This window comes from Micromonospora sp. NPDC005305 (genome assembly GCF_040607315.1).
Lineage (GTDB): Bacteria > Actinomycetota > Actinomycetes > Mycobacteriales > Micromonosporaceae > Micromonospora.
The window spans coordinates 289,973-311,917 of the sequence record NZ_JBEXGL010000006.1; the positions used below are offsets into that span (position 1 = coordinate 289,973).

Sequence of the window (21,945 nt, forward strand, 5' to 3'; positions counted from 1 at the left end):
GAAGGAGACCCCCGCATGGCTGACTTCGTCGGCGCCGTGGACCAGGGCACCACCAGCACCCGATTCATGATCTTCGACCACGGTGGCAACGAGGTCGGCCGCCACCAGCTCGAACACCAGCAGATCCTGCCGCGGGCGGGCTGGGTCGAGCACAACCCCCTGGAGATCTGGGAACGGACCCAGACGGTGATCCAGACCGCGATGAACGAGCACGGCCTGGCCGGCCCCGACCTCGCCGCGCTCGGCATCACCAACCAGCGCGAGACCACGGTGGTGTGGAACCGCCGGACCGGCCGGCCCTACTACAACGCGATCGTCTGGCAGGACACCCGCACCGACCGGATCGCCTCTGCCCTTGAACGCGAGGGCAAGGGGGACGTCATCCGGCGCAGGGCGGGCCTGCCGCCGGCGACGTACTTCTCCGCCGGGAAGATCCAGTGGATCCTGGAGAACGTCGACGGGGTCCGGGAGGCGGCCGAGCGTGGCGACGCCGTCTTCGGCAACACCGACACCTGGCTGCTGTGGAACCTGACCGGCGGCACGGAGGGCGGTGTGCACGTCACCGACCCCACCAACGCCAGCCGCACGATGCTCATGAACCTGGAGACGCTCGACTGGGACGACGAGCTGCTGTCGTTCTTCGGCATCCCGCGGGCCATGCTGCCGGAGATCCGGCCGTCCTCCGACCCGCGCTCGTACGGCAGCACCGTGCCGCACGGGCCGTTCAGCAGCCCCGTCCGGATCACCGGCGACCTGGGCGACCAGCAGGCCGCCACGGTCGGGCAGGTCTGCTTCGCGCCGGGCGAGGCGAAGAACACGTACGGCACCGGCAACTTCATGCTGCTCAATACCGGCACCGACATCGTGCGGTCCAAGGCCGGGCTGCTCACCACGGTCTGCTACCAGTTCGGCGACGACGCGCCGGTGTACGCGCTGGAGGGCTCGATCGCGGTCACCGGCTCGGCCGTGCAGTGGCTGCGTGACCAGCTCAAGATCATCAGCACCGCCGCGCAGAGCGAGATCCTGGCCCGCCAGGTCGAGGACAACGGCGGCGTGTACTTCGTTCCGGCGTTCTCCGGCCTGTTCGCCCCGTACTGGCGCTCCGACGCTCGCGGCGCGATCGTCGGCCTGTCCCGATTCAACACCGACGCGCACATCGCCCGGGCCACCCTGGAGTCGATCTGCTACCAGAGCCGGGACGTGGCCGAGGCCATGGAACAGGACTCCGGGGTGCACCTGGAGTGCCTGAAGGTCGACGGCGGCGTCACCGTCAACGACCTCTGCATGCAGCTCCAGGCGGACATCCTCGGGGTGCCGGTCAGCCGGCCGGTGGTCGCCGAGACCACGGCCCTGGGCGCGGCCTACGCGGCCGGGCTCGCCGTCGGGTTCTGGAAGAGCACCGACGAACTGCGCGAGAACTGGAACGAGAGCCGGCGCTGGCAGCCGACCTGGTCGCCGGAGCAGCGCGAGACCGGCTACGCCCGGTGGAAGAAGGCGGTCGGCCGCACCCTCGACTGGGTCGACGTCGACTGAGCCGTATCCCTGTCCCACCCCCAGGATCCGGGCGGCCGGCGCCCCCTCGCCGGCCGCCCACCCCGTGCAGAAAGAGAAGACGGATGCATTCCGCGACACTGTCACCGGCCGCCCGCGAGCGGTCCCTGGCCGCGCTCGGCGGCGGCCAGGAACTGGACGTCCTGGTGATCGGCGGCGGCGTCACCGGCGCCGGCTGCGCGCTCGACGCCGTCACCCGCGGCCTGTCGGTCGGGCTCGTCGAGGCCGGCGACTGGGCCAGCGGCACGTCGAGCCGGTCCAGCAAGCTCATCCACGGCGGCCTGCGCTACCTGGAGATGCTCGACTTCGGGCTGGTCCGGGAGGCGCTGCGCGAGCGCGGGCTGCTCCTGCAGCGGCTCGCCCCGCACCTGGTCCGCCCGGTGCCGTTCCTCTACCCGCTGCGGCACCGCGGCTGGGAGCGGCTGTACGCGGGAGCCGGCGTCCTGCTCTACGACACCATGAGCCTCTCGGGCAGTCACGCGCGCGGCGTGCCGGCCCACCGGCACCTGACCCGCCGGGGCGCGCTGCGCGCCTGCCCGTCCCTGCGGCCCGAGGCGATGGTCGGCGCCCTCCAGTACTACGACGCCCAGGTCGACGACGCCCGGCTGGTGACCTTCCTGGTCCGCACCGCCGCCGCGTACGGGGCGCATCCGCTGTCGCGGGCGCGGGTGGTGGGTTTCCTCCGCGAGGGCGCCCGCGTCACCGGGGCACGGGTGCACGACCTGGAGACCGACCGGGTGTTGGAGGTGCGCGCCCGGCAGGTCGTCAACGCCACCGGCGTGTGGACCGACGACAGCCAGGCACTCGTGGGCGAGCGGGGCCAGGTCCAGGTCCGGGCCTCCAAGGGCATCCACCTGGTCGTTCCGCGGGACCGGATCCGGTCCCGGACCGGCCTGATCCTGCGTACCGACACCAGTGTGCTGTTCGTGATCCCGTGGGGCCGGCACTGGCTGATCGGCACCACCGACACCGACTGGGACCTGGACAAGGCGCATCCGGCGGCGACCAGCCGGGACATCGACTACCTGCTGGGGCACGTCAACCAGGTGCTGGCCACCCCGCTGACCCGCGACGACGTCGAGGGGGTGTACGCCGGACTGCGCCCGCTGCTGTCCGGGGAGTCCGACGCCACGGCGAAGCTGTCCCGCGAGCACGCCGTGCTCAGCCCGACGCCCGGGCTGGTGATGGTGGCCGGCGGCAAGTACACGACGTACCGGGTCATGGCACGCGACGCGGTCGACGAGGCCGTGCGCGGCCTCGGCGGCGGGGTTCCCGCCTCGTGCACCGACCGGGTGCCGTTGCTCGGCGCGGAGGGCCACGTCGCGCGATGGAACCAGCGACGCCGGCTGGCGCAGCAGTTCGGCCTGCACACCGAGCGCGTCGAGCACCTGTTGCACCGCTACGGCGCCGCCGTTGACGAGGTGCTGGAGCTGCTGCGGGAGGACCCGACGCTCGGCCGGCCGCTCGACGGCGCGGAGGACTACCTGCGGGTGGAGATCGCCTACGCGGCCTCCGCCGAGGGAGCGCTGCACCTGGAGGACGCGCTGACCCGGCGTACCCACATCTCGATCGAGAGCTTCGACGGGGGGCTGACGGCGGCCCGGCCGGCGGCGGAGCTGATGGCTCCGGTCCTCGGTTGGGACGAGCAGCGGGTCGACCGGGAGGTGGCGCACTACCTGGACCGGGTCCGGGCCGAGCGGGCCGCGCACGAGCAGCCCGACGACACGGCGGCCGACGCGGCCCGGCTGGGCGCCCCCGAGGTGGTGCAGCAGGCGGCCGTGGCGGTCTGACCGGTCAGCTCAGCGCGATGGTGACGGTGGCGGTCAGCCCGTCGGCGCGGCGGCGCAGGCTCAGCGAGTCGGCCAGGTGGTCCGCCAGCCAGAGGCCCCGGCCGCCCGCCGCGTCCCCGGCGACCTGCCGGATCGGCGGCGCGTCGACGCCCGCGCCATGATCGATGACGTCGCAGAGCAGGAGGTGGCCCTGCCGCCGCAGGTGCAGGTGGCCCGTGCCGCCGCCGTGGCGTACGGCGTTGGTGGCCAGCTCGTGGACGGCCAGGACGAAGTCTTCGGCGGGCTCGCCGGTCAGCCCCGTCGCCGCGACAGCCGCGGCGACGGCATGCCGCAGCTCGGTGATGCTGGCCATGGTGAAGGCCCGGGCCAGCAGCGACGACGCCTCACGTCGCGTATGCCCGGCCCCCGTGGAATTGATGTCGGCCGGCGGTCCCGAACCGCCCATGGGAAAGAGGCTACCCGCATTCCGATTTTCCGCCCGCGACGCCCCGGCCTCGCCCGCCTACCCCGGTGTGCCGGCGGGCTCCGGCGGAATCCGCAGCACGAGCAGGGCGATGTCGTCGTCGCTGCTGGCGGCGAAGCGGGCCAGCAACTCGTCGCAGAGCTGCTCGGCGGTCGACCCGTGCCGGCCCGTGAGGCTCCGCACCAGCTCCGCCAACCCGTCGTCGATGATCGCGTCGCGCCGGTCGATCAGGCCGTCGGTGTACAGGACGACGGCGCTGCCGGGCGCGAGGGTGACCCGGTGGTCGGCGCGCGCGACGCCGGCCTGGACGCCCAGCAGCATCTCCGGCGGCGTGCGCAGCAGGGTCGCGGTCCCGTCGGGGGCGACCAGGACCGGCGGCGGGTGTCCGGCGTTGGACCACGACAGCGTGTGTACGCCGCTGCGGGCCTGCTCCTCGTCCTGCTCCAGCCGGGCCAGGACCGCGGTCGTCAACGCGCTCACGCCCAGGCCCCGCGTCGTCGCCTCCAGGCCCTCGAGCACCCCGCCCGGCGGCTTCCCCACCGTGTACGCGACGCCACGGAGCACGTTGCGGATCTGCGCCATGGCCGCGGCGGCCTGCTGGTCGTGGCCCGCCACGTCCCCGATGACCAGGGTGAGGGAGCCGTCGGGCAGCAGGAACGAGTCGTACCAGTCACCGCCGATCCGCGCGCGTTCCGCCGCCGGCTGGTAGCGGACCGCCACCTCGGTCCCGGGCGGCTGGGCGGGTGGGGTCAGCAGGCTGCGTTGCAGCCGCTCGGACAGGTCCCGTTCGAGGATCGCGACCCGCCGCTCGGCCTGGCGCGCCTGGGCCCGCTGCAGCGCCTGCGCCACCGTCGCGCCCAGCAGCCGCACGAACCCCACGTAGCCGTCGTCGAGGGGCAGGTGCTGGCTCAGCCGTGCCACCAGGACCGTCTCCGCGGACGGTGCCAGGCCCGGCAGGCGCATCCGCATCACGGGGACGTCGGCCATCGTCTCCAGCGCGAAGTCCCCGTCGCGGAGGATCGTCGACGGCAGCGCGGGCAGCGGTGGGCGACCGGCGTCGCCGGCGGCGTCCAGGACCAGGATGTCGACGTCCGGCAGGTCCTGCGGATCGGTGCGCAGCACCCGCAGCGCCAGGTCGAGGATCTCCGCCGGGTCCTCGATGCCGCTGAGGGCGTCGCTGAGCCCGACCAGCATGATCAGCCGCCGCTGGGACAGCACCTGCGTGGTGGTCTCCGTCGCGATGTCGATCACGCCCTCGGCCCGGCCGTCCGGATCGCGGACCGCGGAGTAGGAGAACGTGAAGAAGCACTCCTCGGGAAAGCCGCGCCGGTCCATGAGCAGCCGCATGTCCCGCGTCCAGGTTGCGCGCCCGGTCGACCGCACCGAGCGGAGCATCGGCCCGATGACGTCCCAGATCTCGGCGAACACCCGCGCCGCGGGGGCGCCGAGCGCGGCCGGATGCTTCTGCCCGATCAACTCGACGTAGGCCTGGTTGTAGACCATGACGAACTCCGGTCCCCAGAACAGCGTCACGGGGAACCGGGAGTGCAGGGTGAGGTCGACGGCCGCGCGCAGTGTCGGACTCCAGTCGCGCACCGGGCCCAGTGACGTGGATGCCCAGTCCACCGCGCGGTACGCCGTGCGCAGCGTCCCTGCCGGCGCGAACAGTTCATCCACCGCCCGACCATAGCCGCACCGTCGCGCCCCGGTCGGCCGCCGGGCTCAGGGGGTGCCCGAGCCCACGGCATCGTCCGGGCGGAGTTGCCGCTCGGGCGCCGGGCCGGCCCCGATCGGCTCGTCGCCGGTCGGGGACGGTCGGCGGTGCAGGCGGGCGAGCCCGGCGGCGACCGTGCCGAGGGCGATCGTGGCCGCGGCGCACAGCAGCAGCGTGTGACGGGCGCCGATCGTGGCTGTCAGCGGGCCGCCGAGCATGGTGCCCAGCGGCACCGCCAGCACGATCACCGCGCCGTAGGCGGCCAGGGCCTGCGGGAGCCTCGCGCCGGTGGTGCTGCGTTGGAGCAGCGCCATCGACGTGGACGTGTAGGGAGCCCAGAGGAGGCCGGCCAGGGCGAAGGCCGGCAGCGAGAGGCCGACGGGCGCGTCCAGGCCGAGCGGCAGCATGGCGGCGCCGAACCCGACGACGATGCCGATGGTGGTGGGCCACAGCGGCCAGCGGCGCAGGTGACCGGTGACGAGACCGCCGAGGAGGGAGCCGGCGCCGAAAGCCGTGTAGTAGAGACCGAGGGTCGTCGCGGAGCCGTGCAGCTCCTCGGTGACCACGACGGGCATGGCCACGTAGAACGGGCCGAAGAGGAGGAAGAACCCGAACGTCAGGGCCAGCAGGCCGCGCAGGGTCCGGTGCTGGCGGATGACGCCGAGGCCGGCCGTGCGGGACGGGACCGCCTCCGTCGGGTCCGCGCGCGTGCCGCGGGGGAGGGCGAGGCGGTAGGTGAGGGCCAGCACGGCGAAGGTGAGCGCGTCGAGCGCGATGACCCAGACCGGACCGGCCGCGCCGATCAGGATGCCCGCCAGCGGGGGCCCGACGATGGTGGCGGCCTGCCCCATGATGCCGAGCACCGCGTTGGCCGGCAGGTGATCCCGTTCGGGCAGGAGTTCGGCGATCAGCGCGTAGCGTCCGGCGGAGCCCCACGAGTGCAGCAGCGAGGACGCGGCGAGCAGGGCCACGTACAGGCCGATGGTGAGCGTCCCGGCAAGGTGGGCGGCGGGGATCGCCGCGAGCGCGCCGGAGCGCAGGACGGCGTCCCAGCCGGCGAGCTGCGCCCCGCTCCGGCCGGCCAGGAGCCGGCCGAAGACGATGGTGCCGGCGGCGCTGGGCAGGGTGTACGCCGCCACCGCGACGGCTGTCCACGTGCCGCGCTGACCGTGGGGCGCGAGCTGCAACGCCAGCCAGGTCACCGCGACCAGGGCCATGCCGTCGCCCAGGGCGGACACCGCCAGCCCGGGCAGGACCCGGCGCAGCAGCGGATGGGTCACCACCGGCCAGTAGGGCGAGGAACGCGGGAATCGGGGCGTCGCGGTGTCGGGCGGCATGTCGCCACCCGACACGACGGGGGCGCTGCACCACAACGAAATCGCCTGAGGGCAGAAGGCCGAGCGGATCGGGCTCCACGCGAAGTGGTGGCGCGCCGAGGCCGGATGTCGGCCTTGCGACATGGTGACATACGCGCGAAAAGAGGACGGGACAGAGCATTGTGAAAAGGCGGTTACGAGTGCGCGACGGCGCCCCCGGAAAAGCGAGTGGTCGTTCAATGTGGAGCACTTTTCCGACAGTTTACCGGGATTGCCGAGAAGCGTTCCCGGCAGGTGTCTTCCCTGCTCAGTGTTCGTATGTGGGAACCGGCAATGATCGCACGCCGACCGAGCATCCGTAAATGGCTGAGTCCGCTTGGTAGCAGGAGACTGGTGAATGGGATTCATCGCGCAGAATTCGAGGTCGACCGGGGAAATTGTCACCCCGGCGGCTCTCACCTCCAGGAGGTAAATCTCTATGAGTCCAATGACATCGGGCGGACGCGGGGGCACGGTCATGCGCCGTACCCTTTTCGCGTTGGCCGCCGCGATCGTCGCCACCGGCGCCCTCGGGACCCCGGCGATGGCCGAGGGCAAACCCGTCACGCCGTCGACCCAGCCGGCCGAGGCCGTGCCGGGCGGGTTCGCCAGCTGGCGTGCGCTCTTCGCCGAGCAGGACCGGCTCAACGCTGCGGCCGGTGAGATCACGGCCGCCCGCGGCGAGGGCTTCGCCGGCGTGGTCGCCGCGCCCGAGGCCCGCAGGCTCACCGTCTACTGGAAGGGGCGGGTGCCCGGGTCGGTCCGCGACCTGGCCCGGCGGCTCTCCGTGCCGGTGAAGTTCAAGCCGGCCCGGTTCCACCAGCGCGAGATGGTCGCCGAGGCGCAGCGGCTCGCCGCCGACCCGCGGGCCGTCTCGGTGGCCGCCAAGGTCGACGGCAGCGGGCTCGCCGTGACCGTCACCGGCAAGGCGCTGGCGTCGGGCAAGCGGGACGTCCTGCGTACCGCGCGGCTGCCGCTCACCGTGAGCACCACGCCGAACGCGACGCCGCTCAACCGCCAGAACGACTTCGCCCCCTACTGGGGTGGGGCGCGCTACTACGCCAGCGGCGGCTGCAGCACGGGCTTCGGGGTGTACTGGAACGACGCCCGGCAGATCCTCAGCGCCGGGCACTGCGGCTACAACGGCCAGGTCGCCTACGACGGCGGTGGCGTCACCAACACCATGGGCCCGATCATCAACGACTGGAACCCGCGGGACACCTTGATGATCCGGGTCGCGGCCGGCGGTCGGATCTACACCGGGCCGTACAACGCGGCCACCAGCATCGGGGTCGGCGGCGCCGCCTCCGACTACGTCGGCAACTACGTCTGCACCGGCGGCTCCTCCAGTGGTGAACACTGCAGCCTGCGGGTCGACGTGGTCAACCAGTTCGTCAACATCGGCTACGTGATCGGGCCGGTGACGCAGGCCAACCACATCGTCGCCGGGGGCTGCGCCGCCGCGCCGGGCGACAGCGGCGGGCCGGTGTACTCGTACCGGTCGGACGGCCGGATCGACGCGCGCGGCACCGTCTCCGCCGGCGTGCTCGGCACGGCGGCCTGCCCCGGCGTGAGCCCCAACGGCTCCCGCACCGTCTGGTACGCCCCGCTGCTGCGGCCGGTGGGTGACGCCCAGATCGGGTCGCTCACCTACTACGGCGCCTCGCTCATCCAGGGCTGAGGCCCCGGCGCCGCAACTGCCGGCGTACCGCAGATCCGAACAGCGTGGGCCGGTCCATCCAGGACCGGTCCACGCCGCTGCCCGGGGCGGCCGGCGCCTCAGGCGGCCGTCAAGAAGCGGTTCCGGCCGGTTTCACCCGCCGGGCGGCGCTGGCAGACTGGGGCGATGCCCTCCGCCGAAACGCCCGTTCCGCCCGTTCCCCGCCGCCGTACCCGGGCGCTCGTCGCGGTCGTCGTCGCGCTCGCCGTGGTGGCCGGGGTCGGCGCCTGGTCGCTGCGCGACCGGGTCGCCGGCACCGGTGGCGCGGCGGAACCGGGGAGCGCCACCGCCGGCCCGGCCGGCGGTGGCCGGGACTGCGCGGGCCGGCCGGCCCGGGCGACCCGCGAGCTGCGCGGCATGTGGATCACGACGGTGAACAACATCGACTGGCCGAGCCGGCGGGGGCTGCCGGCCGACGCCGCCCGGGCCGAGTTCCGCGGCTGGCTGGACCTGGCGGTGCGGCGCCACCACAACGCCGTCTTCGTGCACGTGCGACCGAGCGGGGACGCGCTCTGGCCGTCGAGCTACGCGCCCTGGTCGGAGTGGCTGACCGGGCGCCGCGACGGCCGCGACCCGGGCTGGGACCCCATGGAGTTCATGGTCGCCGAGGCGCACGCCCGCAACCTGGAGTTCCACGCCTGGTTCAACCCCTACCGGGGCGGCCAACCCGCCACCGTGGGCGGGCCGGGCCCCCACCTGGACCAGCTCGCACCGACGCACCCGCTGCGGCGGCACCGCGACTGGGTGGTGACCTATCCCAGCGCCGACAAGCCCGGCAGCCGCCTCTACTTCAACCCGGGCATCCCCGAGGCGCGCCGGTTCGTCGAGGACGCGATGCTGGAGGCCGTCCAGCGGTACGACGTCGACGGGGTGCACTTCGACGACTTCTTCTACCCCTATCCGGAGGCCGGGCAGGACTTCCCGGACGGCGCGGCGTTCGCCCGCTACGGCCGGCGGTTCGCCGACCGGCACGCCTGGCGCCGGGACAACGTGAACACCCTGGTCCGGGAGATGAGCGAGCGGATCAAGGCGATCAAGCCGTGGGTGAAGTTCGGCATCAGCCCGTTCGGCATCTGGCGCAACAAGCGCACCGACCCGGCCGGCTCGCCCACCGCCGGTCTGCAGAGCTACGACGACATCTACGCCGACACCCGGCTGTGGGTACGCCGGCAGTGGCTGGACTACGTCGTGCCGCAGCTCTACTGGCACATCGGGTTCGGCAAGGCCGACTACGCCAAGCTGCTGCCGTGGTGGGCGGCCACGGTGCGGGGCACCCGGGTGCAGCTCTACATCGGCCAGGCCGACTACCGGGTCGGTGAGCGCGGCGCGTGGCGGGATCCGGCCGAGCTGGACCGGCAGCTCGCGTTGAACCGGCGGCACGGGGTGAGCGGGAGCGTGCACTTCAGCGCCCGGCAGGTGCGCGCCGACAAGCTCGGGGCGGTCAGCCGGTACAGCCGCGCGCACTACGCCGCCCCCGCGCTGCTGCCCACGATGGCCCAGCTGCCGGCGGCGCCGCCACCCGCACCCGCCCTCACCGGCGCGCGGCGTCAGGACACCGGCGGTGTGGCGCTGACCTGGCGGGGCGACGCCGCGAGCTTTGCCGTCTACCGCGTGGACGGTGGCGTCGCCCGGCTGATCGGCACCACCCGGAGCGGTGACTGGGTGGACACCACCGCCCCGGCCGGTGGGCCGCTGGCCTACTGCGTATCCGGGCTGGACCGCAGCGGCAACGAGGGCGGGCTCAGCGCGTCGGCGTCGGCCGCCTGACCCCTCGGTGACGGCCTGCCGCAGGGCAAGGTCTCCACCACGGCCAGGTGGGGGCATCGGCGGGCGCTGGACGCCGCCACACCGGCGAGGTGGCTCAGTGCGGGACGGCGGCGTGCGGCGCGTCGGTCGCGTCCGCCGGGGTGGCCGGCCGGTCGTCGGGCGGCTGCGGCGGCGAGATCCAGGTGACCAGCACCACCGAGATGATCATGAGAAGGAACCAGGAGGCGAGCTTCGCCGGCGAGACCAGGTGCCAACCGCCCAGCTGGCTGGGGTAGAGCCAGGCGTTCGACCAGGTGGCGATGTTCTCGGCGAGCCAGATGAAGAAGGCGACGAGGAGGAAGGCCAGCAGCAGCGGCATGCGCCACCGGAACCGGAAGATGCGGAACTGCATGACGCAGCGCCCGAACACGAGCGCGACGGCGGCGATGAGCAGCCACCGCACGTCGACGACGTAGTGGTTGGTGAAGAAGTTGGCATAGATCGCCGCGGCCAGCAGCGCCGTCACCCAGCGCCTCGGATAGCGGGTGAAGCGCAGGTCGAACAGCCGGTTCACCCGGACCAGGTAGGAGCCGACCGCGGCGTACATGAAGCCGCTGAACAGGGGCACCGCGCCGACCCTCAGCAGGCCGTCGGAGGCGTAGGACCAGGAGCCGACCTCGGTTTTGAACAGCTCCATGGCCGTGCCGACGAGGTGGAACAGCACCACCACCCGCAGCTCGCGCAGGGTTTCCAGGCGGCCGGCCACCATCGCGACCTGGATGGCGACCGCCGCGAGCGTCAGGAAGTCGTTGCGGGCGAACCCCGCATCCCCCGGATACCAGAGGTGCGCCGCGAAGATGACCGCGAGCAGCGCCCCACCGAACACGCAGGCCCAGGCCTGTTTGAGCCCGAAGACCGCGAACTCGGTGAGCCAGCCGGCCGGCCCGTGCCGGGGCAGCCGGGCGAGGATCGCGCGCGAGCGGGTGTCGATGGCGCGTTCGGCCGTGGTCAGGGCGGCCGGTCCGGACGGGTTGGGCATCAGCTGCGACGCTATCGCGCGCCCGCCGGGGCCGTCCGGGCCGTCCCGCGCAGCCCCAGCAGGGCGACCACGGCCAGCACGATGACGGCGACGGCGTACTCCTCGGCGGTCCGGCGCAGGCCGCCGCCGTGGACCACGAGGAAGCCGGCGATCACCGTGGGCAGGCCGAAGCCGACGTAGGACACGATGTAGAGCAGGGAGAGCACGCTGGCGCGCTCGTGCGCCTCGACCAGCGGCGTGACGGTCTTGAGGCTGCCCTGGAAGCCGCCGCCGAAGCCGACGCCCCCGAACGCGAGGCCGACGAAGAAGCCGGCGATGGAGTCGGCGGAGACCGACACCAGTGTGATGATCATGCCGATCACGAGCGCGGTGATGCCGGTGAGCATGACGGTCCGCGCGGGCCGGTCGCGCAGCACGAGGATGGCGACCGACCCGAAGACGGCGAAGACGAAGATGCTCAGACCCCCGGCCACGATCGAGGAGTTCATGAGCGCACGCACGAGCGCCGGGCCGAGCGCGGCGAAGAAGCCCGCGAGGGCCCAGACGGCGAAGGCGACCGGCGCGACGACCAGCAGCGGCCCGCGTACCGCGCGGGGCAGCGTGATCTCCGGCCGCAGGCTCCGCAGCGCTCCCGCCATGGGCGTGACCGTCTCCGGCATCAGCACGACCCCGACGCCCTGGATCACCAGGACCACGAGCAGGACGACGTAGACCAACCGCGTCGGCGCGGGCAGGAACTGGACGAGCAGCGCGGAGAGCAGCGCACCGACCCCGGTGCCGATGCCCGGGGCGATCGAGTTGGCGAGCGTGCCGCGGGCACGGTCGATGTCGAGCATGGCGGCGGCCGCCGCCCCGGTGGCGGTGCCGGCCGCCAGGCCCTGCACGACCCGGGCGGCCACCAGCGTGGGTACGCCGCCGGCGAGGACGAAGATGACCAGCGAGACGATCTGGACCGCGATCGCGGCGAGCAGGACCGGACGCCGCCCGACATGGTCGGAGAGCTTGCCGACGGTGAGCAGCGAGGCCAGCACCGCGACGGCGTAGACGGCGAACACCGCGGTGGTGGTGACCGGCGAGAAGTGCCAGCGCGACTGGTAGATCGCGTACAGGGGGGTCGGGGCCGCCGACGCCGCGACGAAGGACACGATGATCGAGGCGAGCAGGAACAGGGCGGCCCTCGACGTGGGCCGCCTCGACTCGGCGATGCTCATCAGGCGTGCTCCTCCGGCGAGCGGCGCGCGGGCGGGCTCAGGCGGACACGTCCACGGCCGCCGCGCCGACGACGGCCCGCTCGCCCTCCTGCTGCACGTAACCGACCACCGACGCCTGCGCGGGATCGAGGTCCGGCGGCACGGACAGGTCCACCCGGCCCTCCTCGGCGCCGAGGCCGACCGAGGTGAAGGCGCGTACCACGTTGTCCTGCCGCAGCCGGCGGCCGGCGTTCTCGCCCCGGGGCACGTCGTTCTCCAGGCCACGCTCGACGACCGCCACGTGCAGCATGCCCCGCGCCGGCGGCCGCTGCGCCCGGTAGTCCACCACCACGTGCCCGCCGCCCGCGTCCCCGACCGACAGGGCCAGCGGTGTGATGGCCGCGGCCGACAGCGCGGACGTGATGGCCTCGGCGGCCCGCCGCCGGTCGGAGCCCACGAACTCGGCGGTGCCGTTGACGACCATCTGCGGTGTGTAGAGGTGTCCGGTCCCGAAGGCCCGCGCGTACGCCTCCTGCCGCGCCGTGTACGCCCCGGCGGCGTACGGGTCGGGCCAGCCCAGGTGGTCCCAGTAGTCGACGTGGAAGCCCAAGGCGAAGACCGGCTCCCCCCGCTTGCGGGCGTCCCGCTCGATCTCGGTCAGCACCTCCTCGGCGGGCGGGCAGCTCTCGCAGCCCTGCGAGGTGAACATCTCCACGACGGCGAAGCCGCCGTTGCCGGCCTGGGGCGACCCGGTGGGCGAGAGGTCCGTCATGGCGTGGCTCCTGGCGTCCGTCGGTCCTGCTGGCGGCACTCCGATTCCCGTTGCGGCCCGGACCATGCGCCGACGTCCGCCCCGCGTCAGGTCGGCGCCGTGTCCAGCGCCGCCAGGAAGTCGTCCACCAGGTCGGCCGTGTCCTCGATGCCGGTGGACACGCGGACCAGGCCCTCTCCGATGCCGGTGGCCGCCAGCTGGCCGGCGTCCACGATCCCCGCCCACATCGACCGGGGATGCACCACGAGGGTGCTGACGCTGCCCAGGCTGGCCGCGCGCTTCGCCAGCCCCAGCCCGGCCAGCAGGGCGGCCGCCCCCGCCCGGCCTGCCGCGAGGTCGACGCCGAGCACCCCGCCGAAGCCGGTCATCTGCCGGCGCGCGAGATCGTGCTGGGGGTGCGACGGCAGCCCCGGATAGCGGACCCGGGCGACCGCCGGGTGCCCCTCCAGCGCCTCGGCCAGGGCGATCGCGTTGGCGTTGTGCCGCTGCACCCGCAGCGGCAGCGTGCGGATGCCGCGCAACAGCAGCCAGGCGTCCACCGGGCCGAGCGTGCTGCCGGTGACGATCGAGGTCCGCCACACCCGCTCGACCAGCCCGGCGGAGCCGACGACCACCCCGGCCGACACGTCGGAGTGACCGCCGAGGAACTTGGTGCCGCTGTGCCACACCAGGTCCGCCCCAGCGCTCAGCGGGCGCTGGTTGACCGGCGTGGCGAAGGTGTTGTCCACCACCACCAGCGCGCCCGCCGCGTGGGCCGAGGCGACCACGGCCGCCAGGTCGGTCAGCTCCAGCAACGGGTTGCTCGGCGTTTCCACGAGCACCAGGCGGGTCTCCGGGCGCAGCGCCCGGTCGAAGGCCCCGCCGTCGGTCTGGTCGACCTGGGTGCAGGACACCCCGAAGCGCGCCAGCAGGCCGGTGGCGAGCGAGGTGGTGCCGCCGTACGTGCTGCGCTGCACCACCACGTGGTCGCCGGCCGAGAGCAGGGCCAGGGCGACCGTGCTGATCGCGCCCATGCCGGAGGCGGTGACCAGGCCCGTCTCCGCCCCCTCCAACTCGGCCACCACGGCGGCCACCTGCGCGTGGTTGGGGTTGCCGTAGCGGGTGTAGAAGGCGCTGCCCCGGGCCTCGGTGGCGATCTCGGTGAACCGCTCGTCGGACTCGGCGCTGAACGTCGCGGTCTGCACGATGGGCGGCGCCACCGCCCCACCGGGGACCAGACCGTCGTCGCCGTGCACGGCGGCCGTGCTGAAACCGGTCACGAGCGCGCCACCCGGTCCACCAGCGCGCCGTAGCTGCCGAGCGCCGCGAACTCGGGCAGCGTGAGGTCGCTGCCGTGGCGCTGCCGCAGCACGGTGACCAGCCGCAGGGCACGCAGCGAGTCACCGCCGGCGGCCAGGAAGTCGGTGGCCGGGTCGCGCGGCGCGGCCCCGAGCACCTCCTGCCAGGCCCCCGCCACCCGGGTGGCCCACTCGCCGCGCCCGTCGCCGGCCGCAGGCCCCGCGGGGGCGACGGGCGGCAGCGGCGCGGCCGGGTCGGCGGCGAGCAGCCGGCGGAAGCCGTCGGCGAGCGCGTCCACCCGCTCCGCGGGCACGTGCCGGTGGTCGTACTGGACGGTGAGGGCCAGCCGGCCGGTCCCGGCGTCGAGTTCGGCGTCGACGGCGAGGCTGAACGCCACGTCGACCGTGATGCCCCGGCTGTCCACGATGCGGCTGCCGCCGTCGGCCGGCCCATGCGGGAAGTGGGTCCAGTTGAAGAAGTGGTCGAAGCGGGGGCCGCCGCCGGCACGGACGATCTCGGCGAGCGGGAAGCGGTGGTGCCCCATCAGCTCCCGCTCGGCCCGCCACACCTCGGCGGCCAGCTCGGCCGGCGACCGGCTGCCCAGCGCCACGCTCACCGGCAGGGTGTTGAGGAACAGCCCGAGGGTGGCGTCACTGCCCGCACCCTCCGGCCGGCCGCCGACCACCAGGCCGCTGACCGCGTCGTCCCGGCCGGCCAGCTCGCCGATCAGTCGCAGGTGGAGGGCGAGCAGCCAGGACTTGACCGGCACCCCGGCGGCCCGGGCCGCCTCGGCGACGACCTCGGTGGTGTCCGCCTTCAACGGCACCCGCTGGGTGGTGGTGGTCCGGGGCTGCGCCCCGCCGAGCAGCAGCGGCCGCGCCGCGCCCGCGCCGTCCAGCCAGAACCGACGGGTGACCGGGTCGGCCAGGGCGCGCCGCTCGGCCGCCACGTACTCCCGGAACGGCAGGCCGGGGTCGGCCGGGTGGGTCCGGCCGGCCCGCTCGGCGTCGTACGCGGCGAGCAGGTCGGTGAGGAACCGGTGCAGGCTCCACCCGTCGAGGATGCCGTGGTACTCGGCGACGACCAGCGTGAACGCCTCGGCGTCCTCCCGCACGGCGTGCAGCCGCAGCAGCGGCGGGCGGGCCCAGTCGAAGGGGCGTACCCGCTCCTCGGCCACCAGGTCGTCGATCCGCGCCCGGCGGGCCTGCCGGTCGGCGCCGGCCAGGTCGGTCACCGGCACCTCGACCGGCACGTCCGCGTGCACGAGCTGCATCGGCTCGGAGTAGGCGCCCAGCGCGAACCCGGTCCGCAGCACCGGGTGGGCGGCCACCAGCCCGGCCAGCGCGCGGCGCAGCGCCGCCGCGTCCAGCGGTGCGGCGATCCGGTGCGCGGTGACGTTGTGGTACATGGCCGGGTCGCCGGTCAGCTCGCTGTGGTAGACCATGCCCTGCTGAAGGGCGGTCATCGGGTACGCGTCCGCGAGCCCGTCGGGCAGCCGCTCCCGGTCGGCGGCGGCCACCAGGGCGAACCCCCCGGCCTCCACCGCGCCGGGCCCGGCCTCGACACCGTCGACGGTGAGCCGCCCGTGCGCGACCAGGTCCCGGATCGTCTGGTGGGCGAAGATGTCGTTGAGCTGGAAGGACAGCCCGCGCCTCTGCGCCGCCACCTGCATCTGGATGCTGCGGATCGAGTCGCCGCCCAGGGCGAAGAAGCTGTCGGTCACTCCGAAGTCCGCCACCCCGAGCACCTCGCGCCACGCCTCGACCAGGATCTCCTCGGCCCGGTTGGCGGGCGAGACGCCCTCGCCGGCGCCGGGCCGGACCAGGCGGGGCGCGGGCAGCGCCGCCCGGTCGAGCTTGCCGTTGCGGGTCAGCGGCAGCTCGTCGACGAGCACCACGGCGGCCGGGAGCAGGTGAGCGGGGAGCCGGTCGGCCAGCCAGCCGGGCAGCCGCTCCGCCAGCGGGCCGGCCGCCGGTGCGGCCGGCGTGACCACCGCCGGACGCGGGTCGGCCGCGTACTCGGGGCGCACGGCGTGCAGGGTGTGCCGGTCCGTGCCGGCCAGCAGGTCGTCCTGCCGGGTGACCACGGTGAAGCCGCGCGCCTCGAAGAACGCGACCAGCTCGGCCAGCCGGCCCGCGGTGTCGGTGCCGGGCGCGTCGTGCACCTCCATGGCGACCTGCGCGATCAGCGGCCAGTGCCGTTCCTCCAGCCCGGCCAGCACGTCGGCCTCCGCGCGCTGCACGTCGATCTTGAGCAGGTCGATCCGCTGCGGGGCGAGCTCGTCCAGGACGGCCGACAGCGGCCGGACCGGCACGGTGAGCCGCCGGCCGGCGAAGCGCTCGGCGAGCAGCTCGTCGACCCGGCCGAGCAGGACGTCCCGCTCGCCCGCGCCCGCGTCCCGCTCGTTGGTGAGGTAGCGCTTGATCACCGCGACCTCGGCGTCCGCGTCGGCGTACGCGGCGTGCCCGGACATCATCGAGTAGCCGGGGTAGTAGGTGAAGGAGACCTCCCCGGCCGCCCGGGACAGCCCGAACCCGTGCACCGTGGCCGGCACGCCGAACTCGGCGACGTTGCGCCGCAGCACGTCGACCACCGACGGCACCGGCTCGAACGCGTGGATGGTCGCGTCCGGGCAGACGGCGTGGACGAAGAGCGAGAACATGCCGATGTTCGCGCCCACGTCGAGCACGGTCGCCCCGGGCCGCAGCACGATGCCGTCGCGCAGGTAGACCTGCTGGACGAAGATCTCGTCGTACAGGTAGCGGGTCTCGTGCGGGTTGACCCCGGCGATCCGGTCCACCTCGACGGTCGGAGCCGGGCCGGCGCCGGGCCGGACGTAGGCGACGAGGCGGTCGCCGTACCCGTCGTCGTCACGCGCGACCACGGCCGCGTCGGCCACCTCGGGGTGCCCGCGCAGGACGGCCGCCACCTCGCCGGGCTCCACCCGGAACCCGTGGATCTTCACCTGGTCGTCGAGGCGGCCCAGGTAGCGCAGCCGCCGGTCGGCGTCGAGGCGCACCCGGTCGCCGGTCCGGTAGACCCGTGCGGTCCCGGTGGGCAGGGCCACCTCCGGGAAACGCCGCGCCGTGGCCTCCGGGTCGCCCAGGTACCCGTCGGCGAGCTGCGGGCCGCTGACGCAGAGTTCCCCGGCCACGCCCGGCGGCACCGGCCGCAGCCGCTCGTCGAGCACCCAGACCGCGACGCCGGGCAGCGGCCGGCCGATGGTCGGCGCGTCCCCGGCGCGGATCTCGGCCGCGCTGGTGTCCACCGTGCACTCGGTCGGGCCGTACAGGTTGACCGCGCGGACGCCGGGCAGCGCCGCCACCGTCTCCCACAGGTCCGGCGGGATCGCCTCGCCGCCGAGCAGCAGCAGGCCGGGCAGCCGGGTGTCCCCGGCGCCGGCGAGCAGGATGCGCAGCTGGGCGGGGGTCAGGTCGAGCACGTCCACGTCGTTCGCGGCCAGGGCGGCGGCGAGCGCCGCGCCGTCCCGGCGGATCTCCTCCGGCACCAGGTAGAGGGCGCGCCCGTGGCCGAGCTGCACGAGCTGCTTGACCGAGGCGTCGAAGGTGAGCGGGGCGTTGACCGCCACCCGCAGGCCGGGGCGGCCGCCCGCGTACACGGTCTGCTCCAGCGCCCCGGCGAGGTGCGTGGCGGCGCCGTGGGACACCCGCACCGGGCGGGGCGTACCCGTGGAGCCGGAGGTGAAGATCACGTACGCCGGGTCGGCCGGGACCGGCGCCGCGGGCGGCGGGCCGCCGGCCGCGACCAGGTCCTCGACGGTGACGGTCGCCGGGCCGCCGGCGCCGACGACGACCTCCGCGCCCACCGCCCGGAGCTGGGCGGCGAGACGCGACGGCGGGGCGTCCGCGTCCAGCGGCACGAACACCGCCCCGGCCCGCAGCACGCCGAGGAACGCCACGACGGTGTCGCGGGAGCGGGCGGCCAGCACCCCGACCGGCGCGCCGGCCAGGCCGCGCGCCGCGAGGGCGCCCGCCACCCGCTCGGCCCGCTCGCGCAGCTCACCGGCGGTGTACGCGCCGTCCGCGGCGACCACCGCCGGAGCCTCCCCGGCCATCCCGGCCAGGCCCGCGTCGAGCAGGTCCACGAGCGTACGCCCCGGCGCCTCGGACGTGGTGCCGGCCGCGTCGGCCAGCCAGCCGGCCTCCCCGTCGCCGAGCAGGGCCAGCGGGGCGTCCCCGGCGAGCGCGGCGGGCAGCGTGCGCAGGACCGCCAGCAGCGCGTCGAGCAGCCACTGCCCGCCGACCACGCGCAGGGTGATCCCGTCACCATCGGTCAGCGCGGTGAGCTGCGGGCCGGCGACCGGCGCCGGGTCGGCGACCGTCACCGTGGCGGAGCCGAGACCGGCCACCGAGGACGGGTCCACGGCGGACCGCAGCGCGAAGGCGGCGACCGCCCCGGACTGCTCGTCCACCGGGTCGACCAGGTGGAACGCCTGGTCGGCGGCGGCCTCGGCGGCGCGGACTCCCGCCAGCAGGTCGGCGGGGGAGGCCGGCAGCGGCAGGGGCAGCCGGAGCGGGCCGTAGGCGCCCAGCGGGCCCACCACCTCCGCGGTGCCGTCGGCCTGCCGGCCGTCGCTCCACCGGGCCAGCACCAGGTCCGCCTCGTCGGCCCCGTCCGGCGCCTCGGCCCGCCGGGACACGACGAGGGCCCAGGCGGCGAGCAGCACGGTGCCCGGCTCCACGCCTGCGGCCCGCGCGGCGTCGGCCAGCGCGGCGGCGGGCACCGCCGCGGTGACGACCGGGCTCGGGTCGTCGCCGTGCGGGGTGACCAGCCGCGCGGCCGGCGCGGTCGGCCCGGCGGCCCGGGCCTGCTCCCGCTCCTCCAGCAGCCACTCGGCGACGTCGAGGAACTGCAACGCCTCCGGGTCCTCCGGCAACGCCTCGCCGGCGTAGGCCCGCGCCAGGTCGGCGAGGACCAGCCGCAGGCTGGCCGGGTCGGCGATCAGTGGGGTGGCGGCCACCTCCAGCGCGTCGTCGGTCAACGTGACCGACAGGTCGCCCTGCGCCCCGACCGTCACGGCGCGGGCGTCGTCCACGTCCTGCAACGGCACCCGCAGCCCGGGATGATGCACCAGGGTCAGCCGGAGCGCCTCGTGGCGGGCCACCACCGCGTCGACGGCGGCCTGCAACCGGGCCCGGTCCAGCGGCCGGTCGAGCCGGACCCGCGCCCGGACCAGGTCCTGCTTCCCGGCCCAGGCCAGGCGCTGGATCGGCGACAGACGGTATCCGTTCACACCACACTCCGATTGACGTAGAGGTCGGACATGGCGACCAGGATCTGCCGGTCGCCGCTGAAGGGTTCCCGGCCGTGGGTGGCCAGGAAGTTGTCCACCACCAGCACGTCGCCGCGCTGCCAGGGCACCGAGACGGCGTGCTGCCGGTACAGCTCGCGGATGCCGGTGACCACCTCGTCGGGGATCGGCTCGCCGTCGCCGTAGTAGGCGTTGCGGGGCAGCCCGTCCGGGCCGTACTCGCGCAACAGGGCGCCGGACACCTCGGCCGGCATGTTGGAGACGTGGAACAGGTGGGCGTGGTTGAACCAGACCGTCTCCCCGGTACGCGGGTGCGTGGCCACCGCCTGCCGGCGGGCCCGGGTCCGCAGCCCGTCGGAGCCCAGCCAGGTGAACTCGGTCGCCGACGCGGCGCAGTACGCCTCCACCTCCGCCCGGTCGCTGGTCTGGAACGCCTCCTGCCAGGGCAGGTCCAGGTGCGGGCCGTAGTTGCGCACGTAGCTGACGCCGGCGCGGAGGAACCGCTCCCGCACGTCGGCCGGGATCAGCGGGGTGATGACCCGCTCGCTGGCCAGCGGGGTGGCCCCGCCGCTGCCGGTGGCCGGCTGCGCGCACCAGAAGTAGAGGTGCGTCGGCCAGTTGTGCGAGTACGACATCTCGTGGTGCAGCGGGATCCACTGCTCGGCGTTGAACTCGGTGGAGGTGAACACCCGGTCGGCGACCTCGTGCCGGGGCGCGGCCCGCTCCAGGTAGCCGAGCAGGTCCGGGCTGACCGCCCGGGCGGCCAGGCTGAAGTCGTCGGCGGTGCGCACCTCGAAGCCGCGGAAGAACACCGCGCCGTGACGGTCCAGGTCGGCCAGCAGCTCGTCGCGGCGGCCGGCGAGCCAGCCGGCCAGGTCGAGGTCGGGCACGGCCGCCTCGACGAGGAGCACGAACTCCTCGTCCACGAGGACCCGCCGGGTCACCGGCGCGGTGACCGTGCCGGTGGCGCGCCGCCGGGGCGCCGGCCCGCTCATGCCTGGCCTCCCGTCGCGACGGCCCGCAGCGCCTCGGTCAGCTCGGGCGCGGCGACCGGATCGGACATCGCGGTGAGGATCCGGCGGGGCGGGGTGAACGGCTCCCGGGCGTGCGCGGCCAGCATGTTCTCCACCAGCAGCACGTCGCCGCGCTGCCAGGCGAAGGAGCGGGTCTCCGCGGCGTACGCGGCCCGCAGCTCGGCCAGCACCTCGTCTCCGATGGGCGTGCCGTCCCCGTACGCGGTCTGGTAGGGCAGGTCCTCCTCGCCGAGGGCGGCCCGCAGGCCGGCGCTCACGTCGTCGGGCAGCGAGGTGACGTGGAAGAACAGCGCGTGGTTGAACCAGGTCCGTTCGCCGGTGACCGGGTGCCGGCGCACGGCCGGGCGGACCTGCCGGGTGCGCAGCTGCCGGTCGCCCACCCACTCCACGTCGATGAGCGCCCGCGCGCAGTACGTCTCGACGTCCTCGCGCCGTCCGGTCTGGAACGCGGTCTGCCAGGAGAGGCTGATGCCGGGCAGGTAGTTGCGCCGGTAGAGCACGCCCCGCCGCTCGAACTCGGCCACCGTCCCGGGGCGGAGCCGGGCCAGCACCCGGCGGCTGTCCGCGAGGGGGGTGCGCCCGCCGGCGGCCGGCTCGACCTCGCAGTGGAAGACGATCCGCAGTGGCCAGTTCACCGTGTACGACTGCTCGTTGTGCAGCACGATCGGCTGGTCGGCCGGGTGCTCGGTGGAGGTGTACACCCCCTCGGTGACCTGGCTGCGCGGTGAGGAGCGTTCGCCGTAGGAGAGCACGTGGTCGGAGAGGGCGGCCATCACGGCGCGGAAGTCGTCGGCGCCGGCCACGGCGAAACCGCGGAACAGCACCGCCCCGGCGCGCCGGGCCAGCTCGTCGACCTCGTCGCGGTGACCGGCCAGCCAGCCGGTCAGGTCGACGTCGGGCACGTTGGCTCGCACCAGCGCCGGCAGCGGCCCGCCGGGCCAGTCGGGGCGCACGTCCACCAGGTTCCGTTCGCGGCCGCGTCGGGGGATGGTCCGCGCGACCCGGTTCTGCTCAGTCATCT

At 74.6% G+C, this 21,945-nt stretch carries 14 protein-coding genes; 4 read left to right on the forward strand and 10 right to left on the reverse strand.

Annotated elements, in window-relative coordinates; genetic code table 11:
• Positions 1 to 15 precede the first annotated feature (15 nt).
• Both glpK and ABZS80_RS13530 read left to right on the forward strand, forming a co-directional pair.
• The gene (glpK, locus tag ABZS80_RS13525) at positions 16 to 1,533 is read left to right on the forward strand and encodes a glycerol kinase GlpK (RefSeq protein WP_355055974.1); all 1,518 of its coding nucleotides are present in this window, start codon (positions 16 to 18) and stop codon (positions 1,531 to 1,533) included.
• A gap of 83 nt (positions 1,534 to 1,616) precedes the next feature.
• A complete protein-coding gene (locus ABZS80_RS13530; RefSeq protein ID WP_355055975.1) occupies positions 1,617 to 3,341 on the forward strand; it encodes a glycerol-3-phosphate dehydrogenase/oxidase in 1,725 nt (574 codons plus the stop codon).
• 4 nt (positions 3,342 to 3,345) lie between these two features.
• Here the strand turns inward: ABZS80_RS13530 and ABZS80_RS13535 are convergent, their stop codons facing one another.
• From ABZS80_RS13535 to ABZS80_RS13545, 3 genes are read right to left on the reverse strand one after another with little or no spacing between them, the layout of a single operon-like run.
• A complete protein-coding gene (locus ABZS80_RS13535) occupies positions 3,346 to 3,786 on the reverse strand; it encodes an ATP-binding protein (RefSeq protein WP_355055976.1) in 441 nt (146 codons plus the stop codon).
• 57 nt (positions 3,787 to 3,843) lie between these two features.
• Positions 3,844 to 5,481 (reverse strand): PP2C family protein-serine/threonine phosphatase, encoded by a 1,638-nt coding sequence (locus ABZS80_RS13540; protein ID WP_355055977.1) that lies wholly within the window; start codon positions 5,479 to 5,481, stop codon positions 3,844 to 3,846.
• Positions 5,482 to 5,526: 45 nt separating this feature from the next.
• On the reverse strand, positions 5,527 to 6,855 hold the full coding sequence (locus ABZS80_RS13545; RefSeq protein ID WP_355055978.1) for an MFS transporter: 1,329 nt from the start codon (positions 6,853 to 6,855) through the stop codon (positions 5,527 to 5,529).
• 517 nt (positions 6,856 to 7,372) lie between these two features.
• Between ABZS80_RS13545 and ABZS80_RS13550 the strand changes: the two genes are divergently transcribed.
• Together ABZS80_RS13550 and ABZS80_RS13555 are read left to right on the forward strand one after the other, a co-directional pair.
• Positions 7,373 to 8,554, forward strand: a complete 1,182-nt coding sequence (locus tag ABZS80_RS13550) for a S1 family peptidase (RefSeq protein WP_355055979.1) — start codon at positions 7,373 to 7,375, stop codon at positions 8,552 to 8,554.
• Between the two features lie 165 nt (positions 8,555 to 8,719).
• On the forward strand, positions 8,720 to 10,360 hold the full coding sequence (locus ABZS80_RS13555; RefSeq protein WP_355055980.1) for a family 10 glycosylhydrolase: 1,641 nt from the start codon (positions 8,720 to 8,722) through the stop codon (positions 10,358 to 10,360).
• Between the two features lie 94 nt (positions 10,361 to 10,454).
• Here the strand turns inward: ABZS80_RS13555 and ABZS80_RS13560 are convergent, their stop codons facing one another.
• The 7 genes from ABZS80_RS13560 to ABZS80_RS13590 form a co-directional block, all read right to left on the reverse strand.
• Positions 10,455 to 11,378, reverse strand: a complete 924-nt coding sequence (locus ABZS80_RS13560) for a DUF817 domain-containing protein (RefSeq protein WP_355055981.1) — start codon at positions 11,376 to 11,378, stop codon at positions 10,455 to 10,457.
• An 11-nt stretch (positions 11,379 to 11,389) separates the two neighbouring features.
• Positions 11,390 to 12,589, reverse strand: coding sequence for an MFS transporter (locus ABZS80_RS13565; protein WP_355055982.1), 1,200 nt, complete (start codon positions 12,587 to 12,589; stop codon positions 11,390 to 11,392).
• Positions 12,590 to 12,626: 37 nt separating this feature from the next.
• A complete protein-coding gene (locus tag ABZS80_RS13570; RefSeq protein WP_355055983.1) occupies positions 12,627 to 13,340 on the reverse strand; it encodes a DUF1223 domain-containing protein in 714 nt (237 codons plus the stop codon).
• Between the two features lie 86 nt (positions 13,341 to 13,426).
• Positions 13,427 to 14,599, reverse strand: a complete 1,173-nt coding sequence (locus ABZS80_RS13575; RefSeq protein WP_355055984.1) for an aminotransferase class I/II-fold pyridoxal phosphate-dependent enzyme — start codon at positions 14,597 to 14,599, stop codon at positions 13,427 to 13,429.
• Entirely contained in the window at positions 14,596 to 19,872 is a 5,277-nt protein-coding gene (locus tag ABZS80_RS13580; protein ID WP_355055985.1) for an amino acid adenylation domain-containing protein, read from the reverse strand. Before ABZS80_RS13580 ends, ABZS80_RS13575 begins: the two co-directional genes overlap by 4 nt.
• Positions 19,869 to 20,885 (reverse strand): TauD/TfdA family dioxygenase, encoded by a 1,017-nt coding sequence (locus ABZS80_RS13585; protein ID WP_355055986.1) that lies wholly within the window; start codon positions 20,883 to 20,885, stop codon positions 19,869 to 19,871. Before ABZS80_RS13585 ends, ABZS80_RS13580 begins: the two co-directional genes overlap by 4 nt.
• Complete coding sequence (locus tag ABZS80_RS13590; protein ID WP_355055987.1) at positions 20,882 to 21,943, reverse strand: TauD/TfdA family dioxygenase; 1,062 nt, start codon at positions 21,941 to 21,943, stop codon at positions 20,882 to 20,884. The genes ABZS80_RS13585 and ABZS80_RS13590 overlap by 4 nt, the downstream gene beginning before the upstream one ends.
• Between the last annotated feature and the right edge of the window lie 2 nt (positions 21,944 to 21,945).